The organism is Streptomyces sp. DvalAA-43 (assembly GCF_900091725.1).
GTDB lineage: Bacteria > Actinomycetota > Actinomycetes > Streptomycetales > Streptomycetaceae > Streptomyces > Streptomyces pulveraceus.
In genome coordinates, this window is record NZ_FMBW01000030.1 from 362,342 (window position 1) to 378,769 (window position 16,428).

The following is a 16,428-nucleotide window of genomic DNA, read 5'->3' on the forward strand; positions in this document are numbered from 1 at the left end:
CCCTTGTGTGACGGGATCAGACGCCGGCGTAGGAGTGCTTGCCGGTGACGAAGATGTTGACGCCGTAGTAGTTGAAGAGCCAGCAGCCGAAGGCGATCAGCGCCAGGTAGGCGGCCTTGCGGCCCTTCCAGCCGGCGGTGGCGCGGGCGTGCAGGTAGCAGGCGTACGCGACCCAGGTGATGAAGGACCAGACCTCCTTGGGGTCCCAGCCCCAGTAGCGGCCCCAGGCGTCACCCGCCCAGATGGCGCCCGCGATGATCGTGAACGTCCACAGCGGGAAGACGGCCGCGTTGATCCGGTACGAGAACTTGTCGAGGCTCGACGCGGACGGCATCCGGGAGAGCACGGACTGGGCGAACGCTCCCGGCTGCTGTCCGTTGGCGAGCTTGTTCTCGTAGCTGTCGCGGAAGAGGTAGATCAGGGTGCCGATGCCGCCGATGAAGAACACGGCGCCGCAGATGATGGCGGTGGAGACGTGGATCCACAGCCAGTACGAGTGCAGCGCGGGCACCAGCTGGTCACTGGAGGTGTAGAGCACCGTGGTCGCGAGGCCGAGGTCCAGCAGGACGGCGGTGACCAGGATCAGGCCCATCCAGCGGACGTTCTTCTTCAGCACCAGCAGGGTCAGGTACGCGCCGACCGCCACCGTGGAGAAGGTGATCGAGAACTCGTACATGTTGCCCCAGGGGGCACGCTGCACGGACAGTGCGCGGGCGACCACCCCGGCGGCCTGTACGAGGAAGGCGAGCACGGTCATGGAGACCGCCATCCGCCCGTACAGATCGCCCTTGAACGTGCCGCCGGCCGCGCCGGGCCCGTCCGGTACGTCGCGGGATCCGGCCGCCGCGCGCGTGATGATCTTCGGCCGGTCCAGTACGGCGGTGCCGCCGCCCTGCTGCGCGACCTGCACCTTCACCGAGCCGGCGGCGTCCGCGCCCTCGGCCCCCGTCAGCGCGGCGGCGGTGCGGCCGACCTTGCTGCGGCTGCCGAACACCCACTCCGCGATGTGTGCGAAGAAGGCCAGGGTGTAGACGGCCATCGACGAATAGATCAGCACATTGCTGGTGTGCGCCAGGTTCTCGTTGGTTGCGGCGGCGAGATTCACTTCTCAGCCCCTTCGGCAGGTTCTTCGGAGGATTCTTCGACGGAGTCGGAATCCGGTTCGGGGGATGAACCGGGCTCGGTATCGGTGCCGGGCGCGGCATCGGCCTCGGGCGCCGTGGGCGCCGAGGCGATGAGCGTGACCGCGAGGTCGGCCAGCTCCTCGGGCAGCTTCGCGGACTCGCTGCGGCCGAGACCCGCCATTTCGACGACCGTGACGCCGTCCGCGCCGGGGGTCACCCGCACCCAGACCCGGCGCCGCTGGATGAAGAGCGAGCCCGCGAGTCCGGCGATCGCGGCGACGGCTCCGGTGAGCGCCCAGCCGCTGGCGGGCTGCTCGGAGATCTGGAAGCTGGCCCACTCCTGGATGCCCTCGAAGGTGATGGAGCCCGCGCCGTCGGGCAGCTTCATCGTCTCGCCGACCAGCAGGCGCTGCTTGAGCTGCTTGCCGTCGGCGTCCTTGAACTCCTTCATCTTGGACTTGTCCAGCTGGTACACGTTCTGCGCCAGCCCGGAGTCGGGCCCGAGGTAGCCGTAGTAGCCGTTGAGTGCCAGTACGGGCATGTCGGCGGCCGGGAACTGCGAGAACATCGTGCCCTTGCCGTTGCCCGCGAAGGTCGGCACGAAGAACGCCTGGAAGCCCAGCTGGGTCTTCTTGCCGTTCTTGTCGCGGTAGCCGTCGAAGACCTTGATCGCACCGGTCGAGGTGACGTTGTTGTCGATGGGCAGCAGCGGCACCGGGCTCCGGTAGACCTCCTTGCCCCTGCCGTCCTTGACCGAGACGACCGGCGCGTAGCCGTGGGCGTTGAGATAGACCTTGGTGCCGTCGACGACGAGGGGCTCGTTGACCTTGATGACGGTCTTCTGCGGCTTGCCGTACGCGCCCTTCTCGTACGTCACATGGGCCTCGTAGGTCCTGGGCGTACCGATCTGGGGGCCGCGGCGCTCGTACGTACCGATGAACTTGTCGAGCGTGAAGCTGAACGGGGCGAGCGAGTCGTCGTCGAAGAGCGAACCGGACTTGAAGTCGTCGTACTGGGTGATCGTGTTGGAGAAGCCGTCGCCCTCGACGATCAGCTTGCCGCCCTCGGACTTGAAGAGCTGCCCGTAGGCGAACGCCACCAGCATCACGATCAGGGCGACGTGGAAGACCAGGTTCCCGGCCTCGCGCAGATAGCCCTTCTCCGCGGCGACGGCGTCGCCCACGGCGTGTGCGCGGTAGCGCCGCTTCCGCATCATCGCGAGCGCCGCCTCGCGGACCCGCTCGGGCTCTGCCCCGGTGCGCCAGGTGGTGTACGCGGGCAGCCTGGTCAGGCGCTTGGGGGCGCCCGGCGGCCGGCTGCGCAGCTGGCCGATGAACTGGCCGGTGCGCGGCACGATGCAGCCGATGAGCGAGACGAACAACAGGATGTAGATCGCGGAGAACCACACCGAGCTGTAGACGTCGAAGAACTGGAGCTTCTCGTAGAGCGGCGAGACGGTGGTGTGGGCCTTCTTGAAGGTCTCCACCTTCATCTCGTCCACGCTGTTCTGCGGGATCAGCGAGCCGGGGATGGCGCCGAGCGACAGCAGGAAGAGCAGGATCAGCGCGACCCGCATCGAGGTGAGCTGCCGCCAGAACCAGCGGAACCAGCCGATGACGCCCATGGCGGGCAGACCGGCCGCGCTCTCCTCGCTCGGGGCGGTGGAGAGCTGGGAACCGGCCGCGCCCAGCTCGCGGGCGTTCTCCCGGTCCCGCTCGTCCCGCGCCTTCCGCTCGTCCCGGCGCTCGCGCTCCGGGGCGGGGGGGTTGGACTTGGTGTTGCTCATGGAACTCAGATCCCCACCGTGAAGCCGTTGGACCAGCTCTGCAATTGCTGCATCATCGTGCCCCACACCCCGGTCAGCAGGAGGAGACCGGTCGCGATCATCATGACGCCGCCGATGCGCATGACCCACGCGTAGTGCCGCTTGACCCAGCCGAACGCGCCGAGCGCCTTGCGGAAGGCGACCGCGGCAAGCACGAAGGGGACGCCGAGGCCGAGGCAGTACGCGATGGTCAGTATCGCCCCGCGTCCGGCGGTGCCCTGGTCCATCGCGAGGATGCTCACCGAGCTGAGCGTCGGGCCGAGACAGGGGGTCCAGCCGATCCCGAAGAGGGCGCCCAGCAGCGGCGCGCCCGCCAGCCCGGTCACCGGCCTCTTGTGGATGCGGAATTCGCGCTGGGTCATCCAGGGCATCAGGCCCATGAAGAAGATCCCCATCAGGATCATCAGCACGCCGAGGATCTTGGTGAGGATCCCGCTCTGCTCCTGGAGGGTCTGGCCGAAGAAGCCGAAGAGGGCGCCGCCGGAGACGAACACGGCGGTGAAGCCGAGTACGAAGAGCGAGGCGCCCGCGACCATCCGCCCCCGCCGGGCCTGCGCCAGGTCCGTGCCGCTGACCCCGGTGACGTAGCTGAGGTAGCCGGGGACGAGCGGCAGGACGCACGGCGAGAAGAACGAGACGAGCCCGGCGAGCACGGCGAGGGGCAGGGCGACGATCAGCGCCCCGTCCACGATCGTCGAGTTCTCGCCCTGGAGCGCGGCAAGGGTGTGCACGGAATCACTTCTCCGCGATCAGCGGGTCGATCATCTTGTGCAGCTTGTCGGAGTCGAGGGCGGCCAGGGAGCGGGCGGCGATCTTGCCGTCCCGGTCCAGGACCACGGTCGACGGAATGGCCTGCGGACGCAGCGTGCCCTTGGGGAAGCGCAGAATGAGCTTGCCGACCGGGTCGTAGAGGCTGGGGTAGGGAACCCCGTAGTCCTTCTCGAAGCTGATCGCGGGGCCCTTCTTGGAGTCCCGGGTGTTGATCCCGACGAACTGGACGTCCTTGTCCTTCGTCTCCTTCGCCACCCGGGAGAAGTACTGGGCCTCAAGGCGGCAGGGCCCGCACCACGAGCCCCACAGGTTCAGCACGACGACCTTGCCCTTGTAGTCGGCGACGTCGAGCTGCTTGCCGTCGAGGGTCTCGCCGTTCAGCTTCGGCGCGGCCTTGCGGTCGCCCTTGTCCACGGTCGAGATCCCGCCACTGCCCGTGACGAAGTTCGTGTTGCCACCGCCTCCGGCCTTGTTGCCGTCCCCGCCGCACGCGGTCAGCGTGAGGGCGAGTGCGGCGGCCGCAGCGGGGGCGGCGAGCAGGGTGAAGCGGCGTCGGGGTGCGCGGCCATAGCTCATGTGAAAAGTTTCGCATGGCGGTTTCGGCGATCTCTGGCACCCCCCTCGGTGCCCGTAAAGCCCGTTGTCAGGCTTGTTTAAAGAAGGCGTTCCAGCCGCCTTCGGGCGACTGTCCGACCTCCAGCGAGCGGAGCTTGTCGAGCACGGCCGGGGTCTGGACGTCGAGCCAGTCGACGAACTGCCGGAAGGAGACGAGGCGCACATCCGGCTTGCCCGCGATTTTCTTGAGCACTTCCTCGACGGCGTCCATGTAGATGCCGCCGTTCCACTCCTCGAAGTGGTTTCCGATGTAGAAGGGCGCACGGTTCGACGAGTACGCGCGGTTGAAACCGGCGAGGTACGACTGGGTGGCCTGCTTGCGCCATTCGGGATAACGCGAGGGCATGCCCTTGGTCGAATTCAGCGACTGGTTGGCGAGGATGTTGTAGTCCATCGAGAGGACTTCGAAGGTGTGCCCCGGGAACGGCATGGCCTGGAGCGGCAGGTCCCAGACGCCCTCCCGCTTCTTGGGCCAGACCTGGGTGCCACCGGGCGAGCTGGCGTCGTAGCGCCAGCCGAGCTTGCTCGCCGTGGGCAGCAGATTCTCCTGCCCGAGCAGACAGGGGGCACGACCGCCGACCAGTTCCTTGCGGTAGTCGAAAGGCAGTGGATCGAGGTCGGTCCAGCCGGTGTTCGTGCGCCATTCGGTGACGAAGGAGACCGCCTGGTCGATTTCGTTCTGCCACTGGGCGGAGGACCAGTTCGCGACCGATCCGGAACCGCTGCAGAAATGACCGTTGAAGTGGGTTCCGATCTCGTGCCCGTCGAGCCAGGCCTGACGGACGTTCTTCAGCGTCGCCTTGATGTGGGCATCGGTGAGATATCCGATGTCGGAAGCGCCGATCGGGTTGTTGGGCGGCCGGTACATGGACTTCTTCGACTCGGGCAGCAGATAGAGCCCGGACAGGAAGAAGGTCATCGCCGCGTCATGATCCTTGGCGAGTTCCAGAAAGCGCGGGAAGAGCCCGTTGCCGACCTCGCCGGCGCCGTCCCAGGAGAAGATCACGAACTGCGGCGGCGTCTGGCCGGGTTCGAGCGGGACGGGCTTGGCGGGCTGGTGCGGCTGCTTGCCGGTGTCAGCGGTGGAACCGTCCCCGATCTTCCGGACGTCCTTCTTCGCGGACCCGGTCCCGCGCGTGTTTCCGTCGGACCCCTTCTCCCCCGTGGTCCCCGACCGGCCCGAATCGGAGGAGCCGAAGGCGCCGCAGCCCGCCACTCCGATGGCGGCAGCGGCTCCAAGCCCGGCTCCGAGCAGACCCCTTCGGCTGATGTCGCGCATTATTACCCCATCTGCGGTCGTTTTGCCTCAAGTCCATACAAACTGGCGAAGGCTTAGATGGAGGAATCAACACGGGGGTTCCGCGATTTAGCACATGATTCTTTGCGTTACCAGACCCCGGCCATGACCGAACGTATGACCTAGCAGATGGCATGGGGTGGGAGCGGCGCTTCACACCACCACCGAGGACAGCGATCACCGGGTGGGGGCCGACCATCGGGCGGCGCGAAATCGCCGGACGGGCGAGGAATCGAGCCCGTCCGGCGATCGAGGACACCACGCGAACCGGGGACGAACCAGCCTCCGGCACCCGGGTCCGGGGCCCCCGCACCCCGCCCCGCCGGCCCGTGCGGGCTACGCGCCGAACGCCTTCGACTTCCCCTTCACCGGCTTCGCCCCGGCCAGCAGATGCGCCGGCACCAGGTCCCGCGCCGGCTCGGTGTAACCGACCGACACGATCTTGTCGCCCTGGTACGTGAAGCTGGTCAGCGAGGCGAGGGTGCACTGCCGCTTGCGCGGGTCGTGCCAGAGCCGCCGCCGCTCGACGAAGCTCCGCACGATCCAGATCGGCAGCTGGTGGCTGACGCACACCGCCTCGTGGCCGCGTGCCGCGTCGCGCGCGGCGTCCAGCGCGCCCATCATCCGTACGACCTGCTCGATGTACGGCTCGCCCCACGACGGCCGGAACGGGTTCGTCAGGTGCTTCCAGTTGTCCGGCTTGCGCAGCGCGCCGTCGCCGACGCCGAAGGTCTTGCCCTCGAAGACGTTGGCCGCCTCGATGAGCCGCCGGTCGGTGGCCAGCTCCAGGCCGTGCGTGCCGGCGATCGGCGTGGCCGTCTCCTGGGCGCGCTCCAGCGGGGAGGCGACGACATGGGTGATGTCGCGCGCCGCCAGGTGCTCGGCGACCCGGTCGGCCATCTGCCGGCCGAGCTCGGAGAGGTGGTAGCCGGGGCGGCGCCCGTAGAGCACGCCCTCCGGGTTGTGCACCTCGCCGTGCCGCATCAGGTGGACGACGGTGATGTCCTTGTCCTTGCGACCGCCGCCGTCGGCCTCGCGGCTGCCCTCGGCCTCCTGGCTTCCGTTCTCGCTCATGCGGTGGCCTCCGAGGCGGCGCGGGCGGCGGCGGGCAGAGCGGCGGCGATGCGCTCGACGGCCTGCGTGTCGTGCGCCGTCGAGACGAACCACGACTCGAAGGCGGACGGCGGCAGGTAGACGCCCTGGGACAGCAGCGAGTGGAAGAACGCGGTGAAGCGGAAAGCTTCCTGCTTCTTCGCGTCCTCGTAGTTCCGCACCGGCCGGTCGGTGAAGAAGACGGAGAACATGTTGCTCGCCGCCTGCACCGTGTGCGCCACGCCCTCCTTGGCGAGTGCCTCGCTGACCAGGCCGCGGATCTCTGCGGAGACCGCGTCCACCGTGGCGTACGCCGCGTCGTCGAGCAGCCGCAGCTGGGCGAGACCGGCGGCGGTGGCGACCGGGTTCCCGGAGAGGGTGCCCGCCTGGTAGACGGGGCCGACCGGGGCGAGGTGCGCCATCACGTCCGCGCGCCCGCCGAAGGCCGCGGCCGGGAAGCCGCCGCCCATGACCTTGCCGAAGGTCATCAGGTCGGGCCGCACCCCGTCGACGCCGAACCAGCCGGCCTTCGAGGTACGGAACCCGGTCATGACCTCGTCGGAGATGTAGAGCGCACCGCCCGCGGCGCAGAGCTCCTTGAGCCCGGCGTTGAAACCGTCCAGCGGCGGCACGACGCCCATGTTGCCCGGCGAGGCCTCGGTGATCACACAGGCGATCTCGCCGGGGTGCGCGGCGAACGCCTCGCGGACCGCGTCCAGGTCGTTGTACGGCAGCACGATCGTGTCGCCGGCCTGGGCGCCGGTGACCCCCGGGGTGTCCGGCAGGCCGAAGGTCGCGACCCCGGAACCGGCGGCGGCGAGCAGCGCGTCGACGTGGCCGTGGTAGCAGCCGGCGAACTTCACCACCTTGGCCCGGCCGGTGAATCCGCGGGCGAGACGGATCGCGGACATGGTCGCCTCGGTGCCGGACGACACCAGTCGCACCTGCTCCACGGGCTCGACCCGGGCCACGATCTCCTCGGCGAGCGCGACCTCGCCCTCACCGGGCGTACCGAACGAGGTGCCGCGGGCGACAGCCTCCTGGACTGCGGCGATGACCTCCGGGTGGGAGTGGCCGAGGATCATCGGCCCCCACGAGCACACGAGGTCGACATACTCGCGGCCATCGGCGTCGGTGAGGTACGGACCGCTGCCGGACACCATGAAGCGGGGCGTACCGCCCACGGCCCGGAAGGCACGGACGGGAGAGTTCACGCCGCCGGGCGTCACGAGGGACGCGCGGTCGAAAAGCGTCTGCGAAACTGGGGCGTCATAGGGAAAGCTCACACAAGCCATGGTGTCAGAGCCACGGACGGTCTTGCGGACAGGTGTTTCACCGCACGCCCGTGGGGGAGGTCACTGACACGATGATCGGGTTGCGCGGCGGGGGCTGTGTCTCCTAAGTAGTAGTCGGGTGGATGAGATATGCATCGCGGTGGCGGAGTGGGCGAAGGGACCGACGACCTGGGGCCCGAGCCTGCCCGGCGGGGTCGGCACCGGCGTGAGGCGGAGCGCGAGCAAGGCATACGGGCCACTGGTCCGCAGGGTGGCGAAGCCGGAAGCAGGAGTGGTGGCCGGGTGGGGGTGACCTACAAGTACTTCGGTGCCCCCGACGGGGCCACCGCGGCACGTGTGCCCATCTCGATGCGCCCCGAGGAGCTCGGCGGCGACGAACTGGGCATGGGCGGCATGTTCACCAAGATCAAGCCGGAGACGGTGGCGGCGATGGTCCTCACCGGAATACAGGGCATACCTCTGCACAAGGTCCCGCCGCTCGAACTGGTCGTGCTGCACCCCGACTACGCGGTGGTCAAGCTTCCGATGACGGTCGTCGACCCGCTGCGCGGCGTCGGCGAGGAGTCGGTGGGCGCCGCGGCGTTCATCTGGTCCACGGTCCCGGACCGCGGCGGTCCGAGCAACGCGTACAACGTCTACCAACTCCTGCACGAATGGCAGGATTTCAGCCACCGCCTGCACGACGCGGGGCATCAGGCGTACTGCCTGGTCTGGCCCTGATCCGGGGCGCGTTCCGTACGCAGTCCGTAGCCGCTGCGTAAGCCGTTCCGTACGCCGTCCGTAGCCGTTACGTAAGCCGTTACGTAAGCCGTTACGTACGGGCAGCCGCCCTGCCGCAGGGTCGCAGGGCGGCTCCGGGGTGCCGTCGGGCGGGCCGCACGGCAGACGCTGAGCGGCGGTGGCACGGCATCCTCGCCCGCACCACCGCCGCCGTGTACGCGGCAGATCAGGCGGCCACCGCGGCGGCCGAGCTCACCTTCTCGATGACCTCGGTGAGCGCGGTGACGACCTCGGCGTCGTCGGCGGGGTGGGTGTCGGCGAAGCGCGTCACGGAGCCGGGGATCGACAGCTTGACGTCCTCCAGGACCACGCCACCGGCGACCCCGGCGGACTTGCGGACGTCGTCCTGCGCCCAGACGCCGCCGTACTGACCGAAGGCGGTGCCGACCACGGCGACCGGCTTGCCGGAGATGGCGCCGGCGCCGTACGGGCGCGACAGCCAGTCGATGGCGTTCTTCAGGACGGCCGGCATGGTGCCGTTGTACTCGGGCGAGAACAGCAGGAACGCGTCGACGCCCCCGGCCACCTCACGCAGCCGGGCGGCGGCGGCCGGGACGCTTCCCTCGACGTCGATGTCCTCGTTGTAGAAGGGCACGTCGGCCAGGCCCTCGAAGAGCTCGATCTCGGCGCCCGCGGGGGCGTGCTTGGCGGCGGCTTCGGCGAGCTGACGGTTGTGCGAGCCGGCGCGGAGGCTGCCGACGAGCGCGAGGATGCGTACGGACATGGGGGTACTCCCGGGAGGCGGAAAGGCAGATACGTCAATCAAGCGGACCGTGGTCCGTTTAAAGTTGTACCACCTAAACGGACCACGGTCCACTTGTTCTTCCCGGGCGCTACGCTGAGACCATGACCGGCCCCGATACCCCTGCTCCGAGGCTGCCCGAACCCGGAGGAACGCGGACGAACCTCCCGCTCGCCCCGACCGACGAACCCCCTCAGCTGCGCGCGGACGCGGCGCGCAACCGCACGCTCCTGCTGGACGCCGCCTCCCGGCTCCTGTCCGGATGCGGAGCGGCGGAGCTGACCATGGAGTCGGTGGCCGCCGCGGCGGGGGTGGGCAAGGGAACCGTCTTCCGGCGCTTCGGCGACCGGGCCGGACTGCTGCTCGCGCTCCTGGACCACCGGGAGAAGCAGCTCCAGGCCGCCTTCCTCTCCGGGCCGCCCCCACTGGGCCCCGACGCGTCGGCGGCGGAGCGGCTGCACGCCTTCGGGCCCGCCGTCCTGCGCCACGAACGCGACCACCACCCGCTGATCCTGGCCAGCCGGACCGACGCGCTGCGCCACTACGCCGTCCCGGCGTTCCACCTGCGCCTCAACCACCTCGCGCTGCTGCTGCGGCAGGCGGGCGTGCCCGGCGATCCGGAGCCGCTCGCACACACCCTGCTCGGCTCCATCGACACCGCCCTCGTCCACCACCTCACCGTCGAACGCGGTATGCCGCTGGAGCGGCTGGAGGAGGCCTGGCACCACCTGGTCACCCGGCTCGGGGCGACCGCGTAGCCACCGGCGCCGGGCAGTGATGCCGGACCACGAGGCCAGGCCGTATGTGCTATCCGCCCGGCATGCGGGAAACATCCCCTTCAGGGCGAAAGTCCCGTATCGCCGCGGCGGGACTTGATACATGCTGGAGAGACATCGAAAGTTCCCGACCTCCGGGGGTCCGATGTCCGCCCAGGCGCTCACCGACGCCGTGGTGACCGAGCTCGTCGCCGACGCCACCGCCGCACCGTCCATGCACAACGCCCAGCCCTGGCTGTTCCGCTACGGGCACCGCAGCCGCACCCTCGCCCTCCGGGCCGACTTCGAGCGCCGGATGCCGGAGGCCGACCCCACCGGCCGCGCCCTTCACGTGGGCTGCGGCGCGGCCCTGCTGAACCTGCGTGTGTCCGCCGCCCACCACGGCCTGGACGCGGCCACCACGCTGCTGCCGGACCCGTCGGATCCGGTCCTCCTGGCCTCCGTACGCCTGGACGACGGCCCCGGCGTGCGCCTGGACGACGGCCCCGACGCCTCCGGCGGACGGGCCGAGGAGGCGCTCCGCGCCCTCCACCCCGCGATCGCGAACCGGCACACCAGCCGCTACCCGTTCGACGAGCAGGCGATCCCCGACGACGTACGCGCCCGCCTCGTCCGCGCGGCACGCGCCGAGGGCGCCGACCTCGTGTTCCTGGCCGGGCCCCATCTGGAGACCGTGCTCGGTCTGATCCGGGACGCCGAGGGGTACGACCGCGGCGACCCGGCGCGGGAGGCCGAGCAGGAGCACTGGGCCCGGTACACGAAGACCGACGCGCCGGTCGACGGCATCCCCGACTACGCCTTCGGCCCCCGCGATGCCGCCGAGCGGGCGACCAACCGCGATTTCGCCGGCAGCGTCCCCGTCCCCGGCCGGGCCCGCGTCCCGTTCGAGCACCAGCCGCAGCTGGCCCTGCTGAGCACCGGGGGCGACCGTCCGGCGGACTGGCTGCGCGCCGGCCAGGCCCTGGAACGCGTCCTGCTCACCGCCACGCTGGACGCGGTATCCACCTCGTTCGCGACCCAGCCCCTCGAATGGCCCGACCTGCGCTGGGTCCTGCGCGACCCGGTCCACGGCACTGGACACCCCCAGATGATCATCCGGCTGGGATACGGGCCCAACGGCCCCCGCACACCACGCCGCCCTCTGGACCGGGTGCTGACGATCGAACCGTAGAGACGCCGGGGAGAGCGCCCGAACCATGCGCGCGGGCCCGGCCGGATCCGAGCAGAGAAGGCGGTGGGAGCGATGCGGCTCCCCGTGGTCGTCGGAATGGACGGATCGGAGAGCAGTCTCCGGGCGCTGGACTGGGCGGCGGCGGAGGCGGCGCGCTCCCGGCTCCCCCTGCGCATCGTGCACGCGTCGCTGTGGGAGCACTACGAGGGGCTGCGGCCGCCCGTCGACCCCGAGCACCCCGTCGAACAGGTCCTCGCCGAGCGTCTCGTCGACTCGGCCCGCGACCGCGTACGGGGCCTGCGGCCCGAGGTGGACGTGGTCGCCGATGTGCAGCCCGAGGACCCGGTCGCCGCGCTCGTACGGGAGAGCCACGAGGCGGCCGTGGTCGTCCTGGGGTCCCGGGGCCGGGGCAGGATCGCCGGAATGCTCCTGGGGTCCGTCGGGCTGGCGCTCGCCGGGCGGTCCCACTGCCCGGTCGTGGTGATCCCGGCGAGGCCGCCGCGCACCCCGGCGGAGCCCGGCCGCGTCGTCCTCGGGATCGGCGACGCCGCCGAACCGGCTCCCGCCGCCGTCTTCGCGTTGGCCCAGGCCGCGTCGCGCCACGGCGAGCTGATCGCCGTACGGGCCTGGCGCAGCCCCGCGCACGCGCTCCTGAACCGTCCGCCCCTCCCGGGCTCCGCCGCCTCCGCACACCGCCGAGAGGCCGAGGAGCACCTCGGAACGGTCCTGGACGCGCTGACCGGACAGGACGGTTCCGCAACCGTCGTCCACCGGTCGGTGACACAGGGACCGGCGCACCAGGTCCTGATCGAAGCGGCCGAGGGCGCGGAGCTGCTGGTCGTCGGCGCCCGGCGGAGCAGCGGATGGCACGGACTCCAACTGGGCCCGGTCGACCACGCGGTGCTGCATTACGCGCCCTGCCCGGTCGCCGTCGTCCCGGACACGCCCCGGAGCTGATGCGCGCGAGGCCGCGGCCGTACGGTTCTCCTCGTACCGTTGCACTCACGTTCGATTCAATGCGAGTCGAGCGTCCGATTCAATCGAGTCGCGTCGCATCGAGTCGAGTCGCATCGAGTCGAGTCGCGTCGATGCGCTCACGCACGAGGGGGAGGGCCCGCCCCATGGCCGATGCCACCGCAGCACACCTTGTCACCACGCACACCGCACCGCTGGACCGTACGCGGGACACGGCCGACGCCCCACGGTTCCTGCGGTGGCCCGCGCCCCGTGACGGGGAGCCGGCAGCCGGTGCCAGGAAGCCCGCGGCCGGTCGGCGTCTGCTCGTCCAGCGTGGCGACGACGAGCTGGTCGCGGTCGACCCCGGCACCCCGGACACAGCGGCGGTCCGCTTCCCCGCGCCCTGGCCCCGCCGCTTCGGCAGCTCCACGGTGGCGCCGGACCGCGGCCTCGCGGTCTTCGCCGGGGTGCACGCGGTGCGCGCGGTGGACCCGTCCGGGGCGGTGCGCTGGGAGGTCGGACACGGGTGCTGGGAGGGCAGCTGCCACACCCTCCACACCACGTACGAGGAGTACGCGACCGACCGCCGGCATCTGTACGCGGACAGCGGCTCGGCCGTGTTCTCCGCGGACGGGTCGCTCGTGTGGGCCCACATCCGCGGCCCTGTCGCCGCGTCCGGACCCGATCCGGAGGCGCTGGACGAGTGGCTGGTCATCGACGCCGCCGACGGGCGGGTCCTCGGCCGGGCGGACGCGGAGACGGCGGCGGTCGGCTCGGATCACGTCCCGCACCCCGACCCCGCCCGGATGGGGCTGTGCGTGGGCGAGGGGCAGGACGGGGTGCCGATGCTGTGGGGCCGCTGGGACGGCGAAAGGCTCACTGTCGAGCGGTTCTGCGACGACGAACGGATCCTGACGGATGTGAGCCCCTCGGGCGAGCGCTTCCTGACGGTGACTCATTACGAGGAGACGCTCGGCGTGCACCGGATCGACGACGGTTCCGTCCTGTCCGAGCTCGACACCGAGCACGCCGTCCCCCGCCACCCCGGGGCCGATCCCGACGACCAGGACGCCGACGAGACACTCTGGGACTACGCGTGCGGCTTCCTCGACGAGGAGACCGTCGTCGCCGGTACGTCGGAGCGGGACGAGGAGTACGGCGAGCCGCGCCACTGGCTGGTGAGCACGGCCGGGGCACCGATGCGGGTGACCACGCAGGTCGCGTACCCGTTCCCGGTGTCCGGCGCGCCCACGGCCCTCGGTGACGGCACCTGGTACACGGTGTCGGAGGCCGACGACGCGCTGCATGTGTGGAGCCGGTAGACCGGCGGCCCGGTGGACCCGCGACACGCTGCCGGTGCGGCGGATCCGCGCACTTTAGGATCGCCGCCATGGCCGGACCACGACGCGACACCCGGGGTATCGTCGACGCCCCCTCGCTCTTCGCCCAGGTACGTTTCCGCCGCCGTGAGCCCGCCGCCGAGCTGCGGCCGTACCTGGAGCACTACTGGCTGATCGACTGGGACCTGTCCGAGCCGTACGCCTCCCACCTGGTGCCGCACCCCTCCGTGAACCTGGTCTTCCAGCGGTACGGGAGCGGCGACGGACCGGCCCGTGCCGAGGACGGGCAGGCCTTGGAGGACACCCAGGGCGCCGGGAACGCCGGGTTCGCGGAGGTCTCGGGCATCGGGCTGGAGCTCTTCACCCAGAAGCTGGAGGGCCGGGGCCGGGTCTGCGGGGTGCAGTTCCGGCCCGGCGGATTCCGGCCGTTCGCACCGGACCGGCCGGTCTCGGAGTGGACGGGGCGGCGACTGCCCGCCGACGAGGTGTTCACCCCGCCCGCCCCGCCGTCGGACGTCCTCGGCCCGGCGGACGAGGACGCGCGGGTGGCTGCGCTCGACACGTACCTGCTGGCGCTCGGCCCGGAACCGGACCCGCAGGCCGAACGCGCGATGGCCCTGGTCGACCTGGTGCGCACGGACCGCACGCTGCGCCGCGTCGACGAACTGGCCAACGCCGAGGGGCTGTCGTCGCGCTCGCTCCAGCGGCTCTTCGCCGCGTACGTGGGCGTCGGCCCCAAGTGGGTCATCCTCCGCTACCGCATCCACGAGGCGCTGGAGCGGGCCGAGTCGGAGCAGCGGGTGGACTGGGCGGAGCTCGCGGCGGAGCTGGGCTACAGCGACCAGGCCCATCTGGTCAGGGACTTCACGGCCACGGTCGGCGTACCCCCGACGGCCTTCGCTCCGCACTGATCTCCCGTCGACCGACCGCCCGTTGGCCACGCACCGTCGACCGGCCGCCCGTTGTCAGTGGTGCGTCCTACAGTTCCGGTATGGAACGCACCGCGTCATCGCCCGTACGGATCGAGGCCTGGTCGGACACCGACCTGGAGCTGCTCCGCCGTGCCAACGCACCGGAGCTGATGGACCACCTGGGCGGACCCGAGTCGGAGGAGCAGCTCATAGCCCGCCACGGGCGCTACGTGGCGCTGAGCGCGGACCGCACGGGCCGGGGCAGGATGTTCCGCATCGCCCTGACGGACGGGGACGGGGACGAAGCCGTGGGCACGATCGGCTTCTGGGAGCGCACCTGGCAGGGCCAGGAGGTGTACGAGACGGGCTGGGCCGTTCTCCCCGAGTACCAGGGCCTGGGCATCGCCACGGCCGCGACGACGGCCGTCGCCGAGCAGGCCCGGTCCGCGCGCAAACACCGCTTCCTGCACGCCTACCCGTCCGTGGACAACGGCGCGTCGAACGCGGTGTGCCGCAAGGCCGGCTTCACCCTGATCGGCACCTGCGACTTCGAGTACCCGCCCGGTCATGCGCTGCTGACGAACGACTGGCGGCTCGACCTGGAGCCGGGGTCGGACGTGGGGGTGGACACGGCCGGGGGACGCTGACCCGGCGTACCGGCCCCCGCGCACCGGCCCCGCGCACCGACTCCCCGGCGGGATGCCGCCCGTGCAGGGCCCGTCCGCGACGCCCGAAAACGTTTGACGGTCGGCCCCTCCTCCTGGATATTTATCTGCGCCACGCAGTTTATTCGCGCAACAGCCATATTTCCTGGCCTCAGAGGGGACACCTCCACCATGCACACACTCGTCACCGGCTGCCGCGGCCGTATCGGCTCCACGCTCGTCTCCCTGCTGCACCGCGACGGCCACACCGCCCGCGCGGCCTCACGCACCCCCGGAGACCTCGACACCACCGCAGTGCCCGCCGGCGTACCGGTCGTGGCCTGCGATCTCGGCGATCCGGCCACCTTCGGCGCCGCCCTCGACGGCGTCGATTCCGTCTTCCTCTACGCCGAGCCGTCCGGCATCGACGCCTTCCTCGCCGCGGCCGAGTCCGCCGGGGTCGGGCACATCGTGCTGCTCTCCTCCAGCTCGGTCCTCGCGCCGGACGCCCAGGACAACGCGATCGCCGCCTCCCATCGCGCGGTGGAGCAGGCCCTGACGGCCTCGCCCCTCACCACCACGCTGCTCCGCCCCGGCGCCTTCGCGAGCAACGCCTACCAGTGGGCGCAGTCGGTACGGGCCCATGGCTCGGTCGACCTCCCCCACCCCGGCAGCCACAGCAGCCCCATCGACTCCACGGACATCGCCGAGGCCGCCCTCGCCGTTCTCACCGATCCCCGTCTGCGGGGCTCGGCGTACCACCTGACCGGCCCCGAATCGCTCACCGCCGCCGAGCAGGTCGGCCTGCTGGCGGCGGCGTCCGGACACCCCATCACCGTCAACGCCGTGACCGGGGCGGCCTGGAAGGAGTCCGTGGCCGCCTTCGTGCCCGAGCCGGTCGCCGACTCGCTGCTCGCGTACGCGGCCGCTTCGGTCGACTCCCCGGCCGAGGTGACCGACGACATCGAGAAGCTGACCGGCCACCCGGCCCGTACCTTCGCCGCCTGGGCCGAGGAACACGCCGCCGCCTTCCGCCCCTGAGCCCGTCCGGCGCACCACCCAGCGGACGCACTGGATCCTGTGCGCCC

Annotated in this window: 16 protein-coding genes; 8 read left to right on the forward strand and 8 right to left on the reverse strand. The window is 70.9% G+C overall.

Annotated elements, in window-relative coordinates; all coding sequences use genetic code 11:
- Nucleotides 1-16: 16 nt before the first annotated feature.
- The 7 genes from ccsB to hemL all read right to left on the reverse strand — a co-directional run bounded on the left by ccsB (nt 17) and on the right by hemL (nt 8,019).
- Nucleotides 17-1,105, reverse strand: coding sequence for a c-type cytochrome biogenesis protein CcsB (gene ccsB, locus GA0115234_RS07650; protein WP_093540078.1), 1,089 nt, complete (start codon nt 1,103-1,105; stop codon nt 17-19).
- Nucleotides 1,102-2,910 carry a cytochrome c biogenesis protein ResB gene (locus GA0115234_RS07655; RefSeq protein ID WP_093540079.1) on the reverse strand — a complete coding sequence of 603 codons (1,809 nt, stop codon included), beginning with the start codon at nt 2,908-2,910 and terminating at the stop codon, nt 1,102-1,104. The genes ccsB and GA0115234_RS07655 overlap by 4 nt, the downstream gene beginning before the upstream one ends.
- A 5-nt stretch (nt 2,911-2,915) precedes the next feature.
- On the reverse strand, nt 2,916-3,680 hold the full coding sequence (locus tag GA0115234_RS07660) for a cytochrome c biogenesis CcdA family protein (RefSeq protein WP_093540080.1): 765 nt from the start codon (nt 3,678-3,680) through the stop codon (nt 2,916-2,918).
- A 4-nt stretch (nt 3,681-3,684) separates the two neighbouring features.
- A complete protein-coding gene (locus GA0115234_RS07665) occupies nt 3,685-4,296 on the reverse strand; it encodes a TlpA family protein disulfide reductase (protein WP_093540081.1) in 612 nt (203 codons plus the stop codon).
- A 67-nt stretch (nt 4,297-4,363) separates the two neighbouring features.
- Entirely contained in the window at nt 4,364-5,614 is a 1,251-nt protein-coding gene (locus GA0115234_RS07670) for a hypothetical protein (RefSeq protein WP_093540082.1), read from the reverse strand.
- 354 nt (nt 5,615-5,968) lie between these two features.
- Entirely contained in the window at nt 5,969-6,706 is a 738-nt protein-coding gene (locus GA0115234_RS07675; RefSeq protein ID WP_370804003.1) for a histidine phosphatase family protein, read from the reverse strand.
- A complete protein-coding gene (gene hemL / locus GA0115234_RS07680) occupies nt 6,703-8,019 on the reverse strand; it encodes a glutamate-1-semialdehyde 2,1-aminomutase (protein ID WP_202553440.1) in 1,317 nt (438 codons plus the stop codon). Before hemL ends, GA0115234_RS07675 begins: the two co-directional genes overlap by 4 nt.
- A 129-nt stretch (nt 8,020-8,148) precedes the next feature.
- Between hemL and GA0115234_RS07690 the strand changes: the two genes are divergently transcribed.
- Nucleotides 8,149-8,739 (forward strand): hypothetical protein, encoded by a 591-nt coding sequence (locus GA0115234_RS07690; protein WP_093540084.1) that lies wholly within the window; start codon nt 8,149-8,151, stop codon nt 8,737-8,739.
- A gap of 226 nt (nt 8,740-8,965) precedes the next feature.
- On the opposite strand, the gene GA0115234_RS07695 is transcribed toward GA0115234_RS07690, so the two are convergent.
- Entirely contained in the window at nt 8,966-9,523 is a 558-nt protein-coding gene (locus tag GA0115234_RS07695; RefSeq protein ID WP_093540085.1) for an NAD(P)H-dependent oxidoreductase, read from the reverse strand.
- Nucleotides 9,524-9,645: 122 nt separating this feature from the next.
- On the opposite strand from GA0115234_RS07695, the gene GA0115234_RS07700 reads away from it, so the two are divergent.
- The 7 genes from GA0115234_RS07700 (at nt 9,646) to GA0115234_RS07730 (ending at nt 16,381) form a co-directional block, all read left to right on the forward strand.
- Nucleotides 9,646-10,299, forward strand: a complete 654-nt coding sequence (locus GA0115234_RS07700; protein WP_093540086.1) for a TetR/AcrR family transcriptional regulator — start codon at nt 9,646-9,648, stop codon at nt 10,297-10,299.
- 163 nt (nt 10,300-10,462) lie between these two features.
- Complete coding sequence (locus tag GA0115234_RS07705; protein ID WP_093540087.1) at nt 10,463-11,488, forward strand: Acg family FMN-binding oxidoreductase; 1,026 nt, start codon at nt 10,463-10,465, stop codon at nt 11,486-11,488.
- A 72-nt stretch (nt 11,489-11,560) separates the two neighbouring features.
- Nucleotides 11,561-12,445 (forward strand): universal stress protein, encoded by an 885-nt coding sequence (locus GA0115234_RS07710; RefSeq protein ID WP_093540088.1) that lies wholly within the window; start codon nt 11,561-11,563, stop codon nt 12,443-12,445.
- A gap of 164 nt (nt 12,446-12,609) precedes the next feature.
- Nucleotides 12,610-13,767 carry a hypothetical protein gene (locus GA0115234_RS07715; protein WP_093540089.1) on the forward strand — a complete coding sequence of 386 codons (1,158 nt, stop codon included), beginning with the start codon at nt 12,610-12,612 and terminating at the stop codon, nt 13,765-13,767.
- A gap of 68 nt (nt 13,768-13,835) precedes the next feature.
- Entirely contained in the window at nt 13,836-14,696 is an 861-nt protein-coding gene (locus tag GA0115234_RS07720) for a helix-turn-helix domain-containing protein (protein ID WP_176729098.1), read from the forward strand.
- A gap of 80 nt (nt 14,697-14,776) precedes the next feature.
- A complete protein-coding gene (locus GA0115234_RS07725; protein WP_093540090.1) occupies nt 14,777-15,343 on the forward strand; it encodes a GNAT family N-acetyltransferase in 567 nt (188 codons plus the stop codon).
- A 189-nt stretch (nt 15,344-15,532) separates the two neighbouring features.
- Nucleotides 15,533-16,381 carry an NAD(P)H-binding protein gene (locus GA0115234_RS07730; RefSeq protein ID WP_093540091.1) on the forward strand — a complete coding sequence of 283 codons (849 nt, stop codon included), beginning with the start codon at nt 15,533-15,535 and terminating at the stop codon, nt 16,379-16,381.
- The last annotated feature ends 47 nt before the right edge of the window (nt 16,382-16,428 follow it).

Coding starts and splice junctions, on each gene's coding strand:
- GA0115234_RS07695 (WP_093540085.1), bottom strand. CDS start 9,523: ATGTCCGTACGCATCCTCGCGCTCGTCGGCAGCCTCCGCGCCGGCTCG.
- GA0115234_RS07710 (WP_093540088.1), top strand. CDS start 11,561: ATGCGGCTCCCCGTGGTCGTCGGAATGGACGGATCGGAGAGCAGTCTC.
- GA0115234_RS07700 (WP_093540086.1), top strand. CDS start 9,646: ATGACCGGCCCCGATACCCCTGCTCCGAGGCTGCCCGAACCCGGAGGA.
- GA0115234_RS07655 (WP_093540079.1), bottom strand. CDS start 2,910: ATGAGCAACACCAAGTCCAACCCCCCCGCCCCGGAGCGCGAGCGCCGG.
- GA0115234_RS07720 (WP_176729098.1), top strand. CDS start 13,836: ATGGCCGGACCACGACGCGACACCCGGGGTATCGTCGACGCCCCCTCG.
- GA0115234_RS07705 (WP_093540087.1), top strand. CDS start 10,463: ATGTCCGCCCAGGCGCTCACCGACGCCGTGGTGACCGAGCTCGTCGCC.
- GA0115234_RS07725 (WP_093540090.1), top strand. CDS start 14,777: ATGGAACGCACCGCGTCATCGCCCGTACGGATCGAGGCCTGGTCGGAC.
- GA0115234_RS07715 (WP_093540089.1), top strand. CDS start 12,610: ATGGCCGATGCCACCGCAGCACACCTTGTCACCACGCACACCGCACCG.
- GA0115234_RS07665 (WP_093540081.1), bottom strand. CDS start 4,296: ATGAGCTATGGCCGCGCACCCCGACGCCGCTTCACCCTGCTCGCCGCC.
- GA0115234_RS07690 (WP_093540084.1), top strand. CDS start 8,149: ATGCATCGCGGTGGCGGAGTGGGCGAAGGGACCGACGACCTGGGGCCC.
- GA0115234_RS07675 (WP_370804003.1), bottom strand. CDS start 6,706: ATGAGCGAGAACGGAAGCCAGGAGGCCGAGGGCAGCCGCGAGGCCGAC.
- GA0115234_RS07730 (WP_093540091.1), top strand. CDS start 15,533: ATGCACACACTCGTCACCGGCTGCCGCGGCCGTATCGGCTCCACGCTC.
- hemL (WP_202553440.1), bottom strand. CDS start 8,019: ATGGCTTGTGTGAGCTTTCCCTATGACGCCCCAGTTTCGCAGACGCTT.
- GA0115234_RS07670 (WP_093540082.1), bottom strand. CDS start 5,614: ATGCGCGACATCAGCCGAAGGGGTCTGCTCGGAGCCGGGCTTGGAGCC.